This is a genomic window from Phytohabitans sp. LZ39, from assembly GCF_059359075.1.
In genome coordinates this window covers 155,098-168,273 of the sequence record NZ_JCADBM010000023.1, presented here as the reverse complement: position 1 = coordinate 168,273, position 13,176 = coordinate 155,098, and the positions used below count along the sequence as shown (strand labels likewise).

The window sequence follows — 13,176 nt, the reverse complement described above, 5'->3', positions numbered from 1 at the left end:
CCGGTGACGGTCAAGGAGCCAACAGCACCCAACAGCGCCGCTCGAGCCCGGACATCGACGGCCAACAGCGAGTGCTGTGCACTGGATCGTGTTGACCGGTGCCCTGGGCCGCAGAGACTCCCCTGACTGCCTGACCGGCAGCGACCCCCGCGACCGGACGCCGTGTCGTGGCGTGTTCGGGCCGTCGTGTGTCTCATGCCTTGCTCGTGGCGGCCTCTCACAACGGTCCCCGCCCCGGGGCGTTCGCGGCGAGCCGCCTGATCGCGATGTCGTGGTAGTCGGCCTTGATATCGATGCCCCAGTACTGCCGCCCGAACTGGACGGCGGCAACGCCGGTGGTGGCGACGCCACTGAATGGATCCAGGACGCGCCCGTCTGGTGGACATCCGGCCTTGATTGCCGTTGTCGGCAGATCCAGTGGATAGACGGCGAAATGGGCTCCGGCGTACGGGCGGGTGGGGATGCTCCAAACCGACCCCGGGTTGCGGCCTCTGGGGTGCGTGGTGGAGTGCGTGGTTCCGGTGGCCAGCAGGTGCCTGCGGCCTGGCTCGCTGTGCTGGACGGCCCGGTCGGTCGCGTATGTGGCGGGTTTGGCGCCGTAGGCGGTGGCTCCGCGGCGGCGGCGGGTCGGGCCGATCCCGCCTGCCTGGCCTTTGTGGCGGCCGCCGATGATGCGGGTGCCGTCGAGGGCGTCGGGTCGTGCGAGGGGGACGCGGATCGCGTCCAGGTTGAAGTAGTAGAAGCGGTTCTTGGCCAGCAGGAACACGTACTCGTGGGAACACGACGGCCGGTCCCGGACGGATTCGGGGGTGGCGTTGGGTTTGTGCCAGATGATCGCCTGCCGTAGGTACCACAGCCGGGTGTCCTGGAGCGCGAACGCGACCCGCCACGGAATTCCAATCAAGTTCTTGGCGGGCAGCAGATCCTGGGTGCGGGGCCGGATCAGGCCGGGGCGGCTGGTGGCGGTGCCGCGGTAGCCGCTGTAGGTGCCGCCGCGGGGTGCGCCGCCGGAGTTGAGGCTGTAGGAGTCGCCGAGGACCAGCCACAGCGTGCCGTGGTCGCGTAGGACGCGATGGACTTCGGTGAAGACCCGCACCATCGTGTCCACATAGGCCTGTGGGGTGGGTTCGAGGCCGTACTGGCCGGGCACGTCGTAGTTGCGCAGACCGTAGTAGGGCGGTGAGGTGACGACGGTGTCGACGGACGCGGTGGGCAGCGCGGTCAGGACGCGGTGGGCGTCGCCGAGGTAGAGGGTGACGGGGCCGTCGCGGTGGTAGAGAAACCGGTCGGCGGGTTCCGGCGCGGCAAGCGCGGTGCGGGTCATGATCGCCTCCGCGCGGCGTCGGCGGCCGTCTGGTCGCTGTTGTGGTTGTCGGTGGGGCGGGCGTGCCAGTCGGGGGTGGTGACCTGCCAGCGGGTGCGGGCGACCTGGTCGGCGCCGTGGCTGGTGCGGGGGCGGGTAGGTCGGTCCCAGCCGCTGCTGGCGGGGATGTCGGCGACGGCCCGCCAGCCGGCGGCGCGCAGGCTGGTGCCGGGCTCGTCGTGGCGGGTGTAGGTGATCATCCGCTGGTAGCCCATGCTCCGGGCGACCCGCCAGGCCGCGGCCAGCAGCGCGGAGCAGGTGTTGCGGGAGCCGTTGGTGGCCAGTCGGGTGACTTCGGCGGTGAGGCCGTCGTCGTGGTGGCGGGCGATGGGCCGGCCGACCATCGCGACGCCGACCAGGTCTCCGCTTGGGGCGGCCAGGCCGATGGAGTATTTGTGGCCTTGCGGTGGTCCCAGGTGCCGGTGATGGGTGCGGATGAACGCGCACGCCTGCCGATAGCTGATCGGACGGATCCGGGGCCGCGACCCGCGACGGACACGGTCAGTGCTGCGACGGGCACCGTGGCGGGTCATCGTGGGGCTCCGTCCGCCTGGCCGGCGGCCACCTGGATACCGCAACGCACAACAACGGGGTTGGCCGCCCGCCGTTCGCGGCCTGCTCGCCGCGGACTGGAGGTCGTGTCGCTTCGGCGGGCCGGCCGGGTCGCGACATCCTGGCCGTCCGGTCGCGACCGGTCTGGCCTCCTGGCGGCTGCGCCGCGACACGTCGCCTCGACGCAGCGGCGCATCTCGGGTGACGGCAGCCGGCCGGCGCCGGTCTTCGCGATGGGACGTTCGCCCTCTGGCCGGCGACGTGGTCTGCGCCCGAGCTGTGGTAGTCGAAGGGTCTGTGGGGACGGGGCGTGGCCGGCCTGCGGTTTCAGCGTTGACGTCTGGAGGCTATGCATCGGTACCTACCGGCAGGACGAAGACCAGTAGGTCTTGGTAGTGGCCACCGGTCTGGGCGGCGTCGTGGTGCAGCGCGGCGACCTCGTCTGGGGTGGCGACGTAGGTGAACCGGTCGGTGGCGATCGGCACCGTGACGGCGACGATGTGATGCAGCCGGCGCAGCTGCGCACGACAGGCCGCGGCGAGCAGGGTGCGGGCGTCATCGGTGTAGCGGCGGTCCGGTGTTGTGGTGGCACGGCTGACGAGCAGACACCCGTCGGGGGCCAGAAGCCCACGACAGGCGGTCAGCAGCTCCACCAGATTTCCGTCGGGCTTGTCCTGCTGGTGAGGCCAGCGCAGTGCGATAAGTCCGGCCGGCCGCGGGAGATGCGTCGGGGAGGGCACTCGGGTCGGCGAGGTGACCGGCATGTAGCGGCGACCCGTTGCCTGGGTCACCGAGCGGAAAGTTGGGTCGTTGTCGAGGTCGACGACCACCGCGCCGGGCGTGGTGTAGGTGCGCACCAGCAGTCGCGCCAGCCGGGCGGCGGGGTCGCTGCCGCTGTCGTGGCCGGTCGCGAATCGCCAGACAATGACCGCGACCGGGCCATCGCTGTCGTTGATGGTGAAGGCGTCGGCGGCGACGAGGGCGTCGGTGAGCCGGCCGACTGCGGCAGCCAGCTCAGTAGCGATGAGTTCGGTGTCGGTAGGTTCGTTGTGGACGTGCGGGGGTCCAGTCATACGCGGGTGTTGCTCCCGCGCCGGCCGGCCGTGTTCACATCCATACAAGGCCCAACAGAAGTGCCCGTTGGCGCTGTGTGACCCGATCCGCCACCCAACAGCACCCAACGGCCCTGACCAACGCCGCCAACACCACGTCGGCAGACAGCCTCCACCGCGGAGCGCGTGGCCGGACGCCAACCGTTGGCGGCTGTCGAGATCTACGGTGCTACTCGGCTGCCGAACTGTCGTCCGCGACGCGGATGGTGGTCAGGGTCAGCCACTGGTGCTGCTGCATCAGCTGCGGTAGCGGCCCTTGCCCCCGGCGGCCCGGCGCCACAGCTCTTGCGGTGTGGGCCGTGGCGGCGGCGTTGCGTCGTCCGTCGGGAAACGGGCGGTCAACGCATGGTCGACGTAGTCAGCGTCGACCAGGAACGGTGCGGCCGCCTCGACCACCGCGCGCGCCAGTCTGCTCACGTCGCGCCGTAGGTCGGCGGCGAACTCCTGGGTGATAAGAGCGGCGGCGTGGTCGGCGGCTGCCGAGCGTCGGTCGTTGGAGAGGCTCAGACCGCAAGCCTTCGCGCCGCTGCCGCGTGGTGGAGGCCGCCCAACGCTGTGGTGTGGCCGGCGCTGTTGTGCCCGTTGGGCGCAGGCACTTGTGGAAGGCGGCGCCGTTCGAACATCACGTTGGCCGGTATCGAGTTTCATCGAACAAACACCTTCTGCGTGGTGGTGATGACCTGCGCCATCGCGGGAGAACCTGTCCGCGACAAGGTTCTTGGCGCTCCGCGCTGCCGTTGCCGTCGCGGCCTCGTCGGCACGGCTGCTGAGCTGGCCCAACAGCCGGTCATCGCGGCGTTCCGGGCGTCTGCGCCCCGGGTGGACTTGTTGGCGGCTGTTGGCCGGCTCGCGTTGGGTTGATGTGGCTGGCTTGGGGTTGCGGCACACCCGGGTGGTGTCGCGCCTATCCCCTGTTCCTGCTCTGTGTCGGGAGCCAAGCCATGTCATCAATGCGAGTCTCCGCCTGGTGGATGTCGGCGCCGGAACACGCCGAATCGGCCTTCGACGTTCTCGCCGGCCCACCGTCGCCATTGCAGGTGGACGGCGAGGTACCTGGCTTTCCGGAGCGCACGCTGCGTCTGGACGAGCTACAGACGATCGTGCGGGCGGCGCGGACACCGCACCGGGTGCGGGTGGCGGTGTGGCGGGTTCTGGTGTTGCGGGCTCGCTACGACGGTCCGGACTGGACGGTGGCATGGGTCGGCTTGGCCATGCCTGGCCTTCGCCGGCGTGCCCAACTCCTCGCCGACCGACGAGGCGGCGACGCATGGCAAGACGCGGTGCTGACCGGCTTCCTCACCGCCGTCCGGTTGGTCGAACACGACGACCGGCCGGGCGGCCGTCTGTGGGATCCGTACCGTGTGCTGGAGCGGCCGGCAATGATGGCCGCCAACCATGTCTACCGCCGTGCTGGTCGCCGGCTGGCGTGGGTTCGTCTGGCGGTGCGGTGAGCGGGGTGGCTTCGTCGTGGCCGTCGTCGTCTCTGGCCGCCGCTGATCGGGCTTTCGCTCTGTTGACCTGCCCGCCGGCCCCGCTCGCTTTTGACGGTCGAGGCTTCGACGGGTTACCGGACCGCATCGTGGCTTTGGACGAGCTCAAGAAGCTGCTGCTCGGGCGGGGCATGTCCCGGCTGGAGCAGGACGCGGTCTGGCGCGAACTCGTGGTGCGGGCTCGCCGGGACGGTCCGGCCTGGGTGATCGCCTGCGTTGGCCTGGCCATGCCGGGCCTGCGTCGCGCGGTACGCCGGGTGGGCAGTGACTGGGCGTCGCCTACGGTCGACCTGCACGCCGAGGTCTTGGAAGGCTTCCTGACCCAGTTGAAGAGGGTCGACCTGGACGACGACCGGATCGTCGGGAAGCTGGTCGATGCCGGCACGCGTCGTGCGCGTAAAGCCCGCGACGCGGACGCCGACGCGTCCGCGATCCGCGTGAATCGGCCGTGGTCGCGGGCGCCGCTAAACCCGTGGGACCATCCGGACTGGGTCCTGGCCCGCGCGTTCGCGGCGGGCGTGATCGATAGCGAAGAGCACCAGCTGATTGGCCGCACTAGGTTGGAAGGTCACACGGTGGCCACGGTTGCCGCGGAGTTGGGCATCAGCGCAGCCGTCGCGGGTGACTGGCGGCGCAAGGCACAGCTGAAGCTGGCCGATGCGATCCGCGCCGGCGAGTTGGACCACGTCCGGCTGGACGCCACCCTGGTCCGCCGCCGTAAGCGGCTGCGCGAACTGTTGGGCGTCGTGCCGGTCGCCGCATAGCTGGTTTGTTGGGTGCTGTTGGGCGCTCAACAGGCCGTGGCGTGCTAGATCGGCCACCCAACACGAGCCCTTGGAGGGGCAAGGAGTCACCACGGCCGGACGCGGTCACCGGTGTCTCCCTGCGCCGCCAAGGGCTCAACCGTGTGTGGTGACGGGCTGGCCGACCCGGTTCGTGTTCACACCTGGCCCGCATTCGGCAGACAAGGAGCAACGCTCCCACCCGCTTGCCGCACGCCTTGTTGATCCCTTGGTGGCGCTTCCCCTACCGCTTCGTGCACGCCCCCACCTGTGGGTGGGGGCGGGAGGTGCCCGTCATGAACCGCATCATCCGTACCGTCGCCCGGACCGCATCGGCTGTGACCACCGCAGTCGTGCTGGCCGCGCCCGAACCGGGCGAGGACCCGACCGCCGACCTCGAGCTCGTTATCGACGACGCCACCAAATGGATCGCGGGGATCGCGTTCGCCATCGCGACCCTGTGCGGCACCGCTGGCCTGGCCCTGTACATGATGGCCGGCGGCGACACGACCCAGCTCGAACGCGCGAAGGTCGCGTTCAAGGCCGCCGCTGTCGGCTACGCCGGCGTGATCCTGACGCCGGTCTTCATGGGGATCCTGGGCCAGATCCTCGGCGAGATCTGACATGGGCTGGACCCCCTGGGGCTTCGGTGTCGAGGCGCTGCTGGATCAGGTCGTCAAGTGGTTGGGCGGTGTCGCCGCTGACGTGATCAACACCGTCTGGGGTTGGCTGGCCGCAACTGTGCTGGTCGTGCCGAACGTGACCGTCCTGCCCCAGGTCCAGGCCCTCCATGACCGTTCCTTGGCGATCGTCAACGTTTGCTATGTCCTGGCGTTTGTCGCGGTCGCGGTCGTGGTGATGGCCCGCGGCACGGTCCAGATGCGCTACGGCTTCACCGACCTGGCCCCGCGTCTGGTGATTGGGTTCGTCGCCGCGAACTTCGCTATGCCGATATGTGATGCGCTGATCACCTTCGGGAACGCGGTGACCCGGGCGATCACCGGGCAGGACATCGCCTCCGACGAATCGCTGTCCCAGATGCGGCGGATCGTCGAGGGGTCACTGGCGAACCCGGCGATCGGGCTGTTCACCACGATCGTTTCACTGAGCATCGCCGGTCTGGTGATGTGGATCATCCTCGGCTGGATCCTTCGGCTCGGGCTGGCCATCGTCCTGGTCGGCGTGGCGCCGATCGCTTTGGCCTGTCATGGGACTCCGTGGACCGATCCGGCCGCTCGGTTGTGGTGGCGGGCGTTGTTCGGCGCGCTCGGCACGGTGACCGCGCAGGCGGTCGCGTTGCACACCGCCGCGGTCATCTACTTCTCCCCCGACGCGCAGGTCGACCAGTTCGGGCTGCCCAATGACCCGACCGAGGTGTTCAACCTCTTCGTGATCGCCTGCATCCTGTACGCGGTCGCGAAGATCCCCAGCCTGATCCGCCAATACGTCACCCACAGCCGCGGCGGCGGCAACGTGCTCGGGATGATCCTGCGGGTCGCGGTCGTCCAGCAGGTGACCCGGGCCGTGACCGGCGGCGTGTGGGGCGGCGGACGAGCCGGCGCCGCCGCAGCCGCCGGCGGCAAGACCAGCCGATTTCCGCGCAGCGGAACCGGCCGGCTGCCCCGCACCACCCACACGCGGATCCGACCCACCTGGATCCGGCCACGCTCGGCTCGCACGTCGACCACCAACGCCAGTCACGTTTCGGCCAGCGCCGCAACCGCCGGCTCATCGCAGGCCGATGTTGATCCGGCCGCACGGTCGCGGCCGGTCGTGCCGTCGCATGTCACCCCGGGCACCGCGATGCCGCGCAAGCCGTCCCGGTGGTCGCGGCCTTGGGCGCACACCGGCTCGGCCACCGGCTGGCCGGCCGAGCCGATCCAAGGCCCGCAGCCGTCCACCGCCCGGTCCTACCAACGCGCCGTCCCGGCCACCTTGACCGCCTCCACCCACGGCTCACCGCTGATCACCGCGGGCGAACCCATCCGGGCCACCGCCCCAGCACCGGCTGGGGTCGCGCCCACCGGACGCCGCGCCACCGGCACCGGCTGGCCGGTCCTACCCGACCGGCCGGTCCGGACCCGGCCACGGGACCGGCCGCAACTGTGGCCGGACACCCAACCGAAATGGCCGCGGCCGGCCGGCTGGCACGCGCCGCCACCAGCCGCGACACCACCCCGAAACCGCTGAAAGGACCAACCAGCGATGCCCGCAACCCACCCGCCCACGCCCGACACGAGCAGCGCCGACACCGGCGGGCAGGCCGCCACCCGGGTGCCTACCGGCACTGGCTGGCCCACCGACCCACCCACCGCATCACCAACTGGCCGGGCGACCGGCACCGGCTGGCCCACCGACCCACCTGCGGCGAAGGAGCACCCCGATGTCTGAACCGGAGATCCGCGCGAAGATCCACGCGGACGTCGAAGCCCCCGACAAGATCCTCTACGGGCTGACCGCCCGGCAGGTCACCATCCTGGCCGCCGCCGCCCTGGCGGCGTATCTGATCTGGCGGGTCGGCGCCGGCTGGCTTCCGACGCCGGTCCTGGCCGGTGCTCTCATCCCGCTGACCGCCGCCGCGGCGGTGCTCGCCCTGGGCCGCCGCGACGGGCTCAGCTTCGACCGGTGGCTGCTGGCCGCGCTACGCGCCGCCCGCGCCCCACGCCGGCTGGTGCCCGCCGCCACCGAGGTCACCGCCCCGCCGCGCTGGGCACCCGCCGGCACAAACCCTGCCGCGGATCCTGCGCCGGCGGTGCTGCGGCTGCCCACCAACGGCATCACCGAGGCCGGAGCGATCGACCTGGGCGGCAACACCTACGCCGCGCTGGTCGCCGTGTCCACTGTGAACATCGGGCTGCGCACTGGTGAGGAGCAGGCGGCGATGCTCGGCGGGTTCGCCCGCTGGCTGCACGCCCTGTCCGGGCCGACCCAGATCGTGGTGTCCACCCGCCGGGTCGACCTGGCCGCCCACGCCGACCGGGTCCTGGACGCCGCGCAGGCCCTGCCGAACCCGGCCCTTCACGATGCGGCCTGCGACTACGCCGGCTTCCTGCTCGACCTGGCCGAGCATCGCGACCCGCTATGGCGCACCGTCACCATCGCGCACACCGCGACCGGCCGCCACGCCGATATCGAAGCGATGCGGCAGGCCGAACACACCGCCGGCGCCCTGTCGGCGCTCGGCGCCGCCACCCGGGTCCTGGACGGCGGCACCGTCACCGGCGTCCTGGCCGCCGCGACCGACCCCTATGCCGGTGTCGACCCGCATCCGGGCCGGGCGCGGCCGGACCAGCCGGTCACCACCAACGGGTGGAGGCCGTGATGCGGGTTCCATGGTTGACCCGGCCACGCCCGGCACCGCCGCCCGCCCAGGGCGCCGACACCGCGGCGGCGACCGCGGTCCTCGGCCCAGCCGCCGTGGAGGTCGCCGCCCGGCATCTGCGGGTCGGGGATGGCTACGCCGCCGTCCTGATCGTCACCCAGTATCCGGCGGAAGTGTCCGCCGCCTGGCTGGAGCCGCTGCTTGCCTGGCCGGGCCGCCTCGACCTGACGTTGCACATCGAACCGCTCCCGGCGCCGGTTGCGGCTCGCCGGTTGCGGGCGCAGCGGGCCCGGCTGGAAACCGTCCGCCGCTCCGACGCCGACCACGGCAGGCTGCACGACCCGAACACCGAGGCGTCCGCCGAGGATGCCGCCGACCTGGCTGACCGGGTCGCCCGCGGCGACGCCCGCCTGTTCCGGGTCGGGATCTACCTGGTCGTGCACGCCCCCACCCTGGACGAACTCGGCGAGTCGGTGGCCGAGGTGCGAGCCATCGCCGCCTCGGTTCTGCTGGACACCGTCCCGGCCACGTGGCGGCAGATGCAGGGCTGGACCTCGGGGTTGCCGCTCGGGGTGGACAGCCTCGGCATGCGCCGGGTCTTCGACTCCGACTCCCTGGCCTGCGCCTTCCCGCTCGCCTCCGCGGACCTGCCGGCGCCGCTGCCCGGCGACCCACCCCAACCGGGCGGTGTGCTGTATGGGCTGAACACCGCCACCGGCGGGGTCGTGTGGTGGGACCGGTGGAACGCGGACAACTACAACAGTGTCGTGCTGGCCCGAAGCGGTGCCGGCAAAAGCTACTTCATCAAGCTGGAGATCATCCGGTCCCTGATCGGCGGGGTGCTGATCCAAGTGATCGACCCGGAGGACGAGTACGTCCGCCTCGCCGCCACGGTCGGCGGCACGCTCATCCAGCTCGGCGGCCCCGGGGTCCGGATCAACCCCCTCGACATTCCGCCCGGCGACCGGCATCCGGCGGCGTTCGACCGGCGGGTCCAGTTCGTCGTCACCCTGGTCGCGGTCATGCTCGGCACCGACCACCTGTCCGGCCCGGAACGCGCCGCCCTCAACGCCGCCATCCTGGCCGCCTACGAACAGGCCGGCATCGACCTCGACCCGGCGACCTGGTCTCGGCCAGCGCCGCTGCTGCGTGACGTCCTCGCCGCGCTCGAAGCGGCCGGCACCACACCGGCTTTGTCGCTCGCCGCGCAGCTGAGGCCGTGGACGTTCGGCAGTCTCAAAGACCTCTTCGACGGCCCATCCACCACCATGCCGGACGGGCGGCTGGTCGTCTGGTCCACCCGGCAGCTGTCCGAGGAACAGCGGGCGCCGGCGATGCTGCTCGCCTTGGACGCGATCTGGCGGCAGATCGACACCCCCGCCCCGCAGGCGGTCGCCGACGACCTGCGCCAGTTGGTCATCGTCGACGAAGCCTGGAAACTGCTGCAAGACGACGCCGGCGCCGCGTTCCTGCGCACCCTGGCCAAGTCCGCCCGCAAACGCCGCGCCGGCCTGTCCGTGATCACCCAGGATGCCGCCGACGTCCTGGGCAGCACACTCGGCCGTGCGGTGGTCGCCAACTCCGCCACCCAGATCCTGCTGCGCCAGGACGCCTCCGCGATCGCCGACATCGCCACCGCGTTCGGGCTGACCACCGGCGAGGCACGGCTGCTGCTGTCCGCCCGCCGCGGCGAAGGCCTGCTGCTGTCCGGCGGCCACCGGCTCGGATTCCAGGCGGTCAGCTCCCCCGCCGAGCACGCCGCGTGTACCGGGGACCGCGACGTCGACGGCGGCCAGCCATGACGCCGCTGCGGGTGTGGACGGATCGGGCCTGGCTTCGGCCTACACCGACGCCGTCACCGACCAGCCGCACCCCGCGGCAAGACCACCACGATTCGTCCCACCCGACGATCGACGCGATCGGGCAGGCGGCCTGGTGGCTGCGGGACCGGCCCTGGCTGCTGCTGCTCGCCACCGCCACACTCTTCGCCACGATTGTGGTGCACGGACGGGTGCAGATGTGGCGGCACCAACGCCTCGCCCGGCACGCGCACCAGATCACCATCACCCCACCACCGGAGGTTCAACCCGAAGGCTCGGCGGTGTGGTGGGCGACCCTGGCCCAGATCCTGCGCCCGATCTGGTGGCGCCGGCTCATCTACGGCACCCCACACGTGGCCATGGAGTACCGGTGGGCCGGCCGACAACTGACGATCATGCTCTGGGTGCCCGGCACCATCCCGACCAGCCCGATCGTGGCCGCCGCGGTCGGGGCCTGGCCCGGCACGTCCTGCATGGTCGACAGCGCCGCATCACCACCCGTGCCGCCCCCACCGGCCCACACCGTCACGGCGAAGCCGGACGCCCCCGTCGAGCCAGTCAACCGCGGCCGTTCGACGGTCCCGGGCATGCGCGCCGCGGCTGGCCGGCTGTTCACCTGCCGCGCCAAGGCGAACGCCCCGACCGCGGTCGCCGCTGGTGGCGCCCTGGTCCCGGCCCTGCCCGGCTGGCAGCCGCTGCGCACCGAACACGACACCGACCCACTGCGGCCGCTGCTGACCGCCGCCGGTGGCCTCGGCGACCACGAACACGCCTGCGTGCAGGTCCTGACCCGGCCCGCCACACCGCATCAGGTCCGCCGGCTACGCCGCACCGTCGGCGCCCTCCGCGCCGGTCACCCACCAACCGGTCTGCTCAACCCAGGCCGGTGGCTGGGCGCACTACTCGACCCGCTGCTGCCCACACCAGCCCCCCGCCCCCAAGGCCCGGCCGGCGGCCGGGTAGTCAACGTTCACCACCCGGAACGGGACCGAGACATCCGGGCCGCGGTGGACAGGCTCGTCGACGGCCCGATCTGGCAAACCTGCATCCGCTACGCCGTCGTACACACCAACCCCCGACGGGTGCCCGCCGCCCACCTCCACGCCCGGGTCAAGACAGTCGCGCACGGCATCGCCGGCTCGTACGGCGTCTACAGCGGCGCCCGGCAACGCCTGCGCCGCCTAGCCATGCCCCACCCCGCCCGGGTGCTGGCCGGCCGGCCGCTGCGCGGCGGGTTCCTGCTGTCCACCGACGAACTTGCCGTCCTCGCCGGGCTCCCCCTGGATCTGGCGGTGCCCGGGCTGCTGCGGGCCCGCGCGAAGCCGATGCCGGCACCGATCGAGGTCCCGGCCGGCGGCCGCAACGTCAAAATCCTCGGCCGGGCCGAGGTCGGCGGCCACACCGTCGGCCTCGCGGTCGCGGACGCCCGACATCACCTGCACGTCATCGGCTCCACCGGCACCGGCAAGTCCACCCTGCTGGTACGGATGATCGTCGCCGACATCCTGGCCGGTCGGGCCGTGGTGGTCATCGACCCCAAAGGCGACCTGGTCACCGACGTCCTCGACCGGATCCCCGCCACGATGGCTGACCGGGTCATCCTGATCGACCCCGACCAACGCGTCGGGGACCGGCTCAACCCGCTACTGGGCGACGACCCCGATTTGGCCGTGGACAACATCGTCTCCATCTTCTCCAAGATCTTCCAAAGGTTCTGGGGACCACGGATGGACGACATCTTCCGCATGGCCGGCCTCACGTTGATGCGGCACGCCAACCCGGTCCTGACCAACATCTCCCCGCTGCTGCTGCAAAAACAGTTCCGCTCGCAGCTGACCGTCGACCTGGACGACCCGGAAGGTTTGCGCGGGTTCTGGGACTCGTTCGAGACCACTCCGCACGCCCAACGCGCCCAGATGATCGCCCCGGTGCTGTCCCGGCTGCGGCTGATCCTGACCCGCCCGTTCCCGAAGTACACCCTCGGCGCCGCCACCTCCACATTCGACATGGCCAAGGCGCTGAACACCGGCGGTATCGTGCTTGCCCGGCTGCCCAAAGGGCTGCTGGGTGAGGACACCGCCAGGGTGATGGGCTCGTTCGTACTGTCCACCGCCTGGCAGGCCGCCACCGCCCGCGCCCGCGTCCCTGAGGACCAGCGCCGGGACGCCACCGTCTTCGTCGACGAGGCGCACAACTTCCTCAACCTGCCCGGCTCGGTCGACGACATGCTCGCCGAAGCCCGCGGCTACCGCCTGTCCCTCGTCCTCGCGCACCAGAACCTGGCCCAACTGCCGAACGAGACCCAACGCGCTTTGTCGGCCAACGCCCGCAACAAAATCTTCTTCGACATCGCCCCCGAAGACGCCGTCGATCTGGCCAAACACACCCTGCCCGAGCTCGACGCCCACGACCTGTCCCACATGGACGTCTACCGCGCCGCCACCCGGCTGGTCGCCGCCGGCCGCCCCACTCCAGCGTTCACCCTGCGCACACTGCCGCCGACCGACCCGGTCGGCGAAGCCACCGCGATCCGGCAGGCATGCACCGCCCGCGTCGCCAAGAGCGACCCGGACGAACCCACCGGCATGCAACGGCTGGCCCGCCGCAGATAACCAGCACCGCGTCGGATGGCGACAGTCCCGGCGCCGGTGCCAGGCCCGGCTCAGACCCGGCGCAGCCATGGTCACCGAACTGCCGACCCTACGCCGGCCCACACCAGCCCAACACCGCAGCTA

Annotated in this window: 12 protein-coding genes; 8 read left to right on the top strand and 4 right to left on the bottom strand. The window is 71.4% G+C overall.

The annotated features are described in order from the left end of the window. Window positions 1-217 precede the first annotated feature (217 nt). From AC5L36_RS35285 to AC5L36_RS35270, 4 genes are all read right to left on the bottom strand, one after another. Window positions 218-1,324: a DNA-methyltransferase gene (locus tag AC5L36_RS35285; protein ID WP_441222968.1), complete on the bottom strand. Its 1,107-nt coding sequence runs from the start codon at window positions 1,322-1,324 to the stop codon at window positions 218-220. Continuing rightward, a complete protein-coding gene (locus tag AC5L36_RS35280) occupies window positions 1,321-1,896 on the bottom strand; it encodes an XF1762 family protein (RefSeq protein WP_441222967.1) in 576 nt (191 codons plus the stop codon). The genes AC5L36_RS35285 and AC5L36_RS35280 overlap by 4 nt, the downstream gene beginning before the upstream one ends. Before the next feature lie 366 nt (window positions 1,897-2,262). Beyond that, window positions 2,263-2,988 (bottom strand): hypothetical protein, encoded by a 726-nt coding sequence (locus AC5L36_RS35275; protein WP_441222966.1) that lies wholly within the window; start codon window positions 2,986-2,988, stop codon window positions 2,263-2,265. 276 nt (window positions 2,989-3,264) lie between these two features. Continuing rightward, entirely contained in the window at window positions 3,265-3,444 is a 180-nt protein-coding gene (locus AC5L36_RS35270; RefSeq protein WP_441222965.1) for a hypothetical protein, read from the bottom strand. Between the two features lie 524 nt (window positions 3,445-3,968). On the opposite strand from AC5L36_RS35270, the gene AC5L36_RS35265 reads away from it, so the two are divergent. From AC5L36_RS35265 to AC5L36_RS35230, 8 genes are all read left to right on the top strand, one after another. Then, entirely contained in the window at window positions 3,969-4,478 is a 510-nt protein-coding gene (locus AC5L36_RS35265; protein ID WP_441222964.1) for a hypothetical protein, read from the top strand. A 5-nt stretch (window positions 4,479-4,483) separates the two neighbouring features. After that, the gene (locus AC5L36_RS35260; protein WP_494909502.1) at window positions 4,484-5,281 is read left to right on the top strand and encodes a hypothetical protein; all 798 of its coding nucleotides are present in this window, start codon (window positions 4,484-4,486) and stop codon (window positions 5,279-5,281) included. 314 nt (window positions 5,282-5,595) lie between these two features. Next, window positions 5,596-5,922, top strand: a complete 327-nt coding sequence (locus tag AC5L36_RS35255) for a pilin (protein WP_441222962.1) — start codon at window positions 5,596-5,598, stop codon at window positions 5,920-5,922. A gap of 1 nt (window position 5,923) precedes the next feature. Continuing rightward, window positions 5,924-7,489: a TrbL/VirB6 family protein gene (locus AC5L36_RS35250; protein ID WP_441222961.1), complete on the top strand. Its 1,566-nt coding sequence runs from the start codon at window positions 5,924-5,926 to the stop codon at window positions 7,487-7,489. A gap of 15 nt (window positions 7,490-7,504) precedes the next feature. Further along, the gene (locus AC5L36_RS35245) at window positions 7,505-7,690 is read left to right on the top strand and encodes a hypothetical protein (protein WP_441222960.1); all 186 of its coding nucleotides are present in this window, start codon (window positions 7,505-7,507) and stop codon (window positions 7,688-7,690) included. Continuing rightward, window positions 7,683-8,621, top strand: a complete 939-nt coding sequence (locus tag AC5L36_RS35240; protein WP_441222959.1) for a PrgI family protein — start codon at window positions 7,683-7,685, stop codon at window positions 8,619-8,621. The genes AC5L36_RS35245 and AC5L36_RS35240 overlap by 8 nt, the downstream gene beginning before the upstream one ends. After that, window positions 8,621-10,423, top strand: coding sequence for a VirB4 family type IV secretion system protein (locus AC5L36_RS35235; protein ID WP_441222958.1), 1,803 nt, complete (start codon window positions 8,621-8,623; stop codon window positions 10,421-10,423). Before AC5L36_RS35240 ends, AC5L36_RS35235 begins: the two co-directional genes overlap by 1 nt. Next, window positions 10,420-13,053: a helicase HerA domain-containing protein gene (locus tag AC5L36_RS35230; RefSeq protein ID WP_441222957.1), complete on the top strand. Its 2,634-nt coding sequence runs from the start codon at window positions 10,420-10,422 to the stop codon at window positions 13,051-13,053. The genes AC5L36_RS35235 and AC5L36_RS35230 overlap by 4 nt, the downstream gene beginning before the upstream one ends. Window positions 13,054-13,176 lie beyond the last annotated feature (123 nt).

Coding starts and splice junctions, on each gene's coding strand:
- AC5L36_RS35285 (WP_441222968.1), bottom strand. CDS start 1,324: ATGACCCGCACCGCGCTTGCCGCGCCGGAACCCGCCGACCGGTTTCTC.
- AC5L36_RS35255 (WP_441222962.1), top strand. CDS start 5,596: ATGAACCGCATCATCCGTACCGTCGCCCGGACCGCATCGGCTGTGACC.
- AC5L36_RS35235 (WP_441222958.1), top strand. CDS start 8,621: ATGCGGGTTCCATGGTTGACCCGGCCACGCCCGGCACCGCCGCCCGCC.
- AC5L36_RS35275 (WP_441222966.1), bottom strand. CDS start 2,988: ATGACTGGACCCCCGCACGTCCACAACGAACCTACCGACACCGAACTC.
- AC5L36_RS35280 (WP_441222967.1), bottom strand. CDS start 1,896: ATGACCCGCCACGGTGCCCGTCGCAGCACTGACCGTGTCCGTCGCGGG.
- AC5L36_RS35230 (WP_441222957.1), top strand. CDS start 10,420: ATGACGCCGCTGCGGGTGTGGACGGATCGGGCCTGGCTTCGGCCTACA.
- AC5L36_RS35265 (WP_441222964.1), top strand. CDS start 3,969: ATGTCATCAATGCGAGTCTCCGCCTGGTGGATGTCGGCGCCGGAACAC.
- AC5L36_RS35250 (WP_441222961.1), top strand. CDS start 5,924: ATGGGCTGGACCCCCTGGGGCTTCGGTGTCGAGGCGCTGCTGGATCAG.
- AC5L36_RS35240 (WP_441222959.1), top strand. CDS start 7,683: ATGTCTGAACCGGAGATCCGCGCGAAGATCCACGCGGACGTCGAAGCC.
- AC5L36_RS35245 (WP_441222960.1), top strand. CDS start 7,505: ATGCCCGCAACCCACCCGCCCACGCCCGACACGAGCAGCGCCGACACC.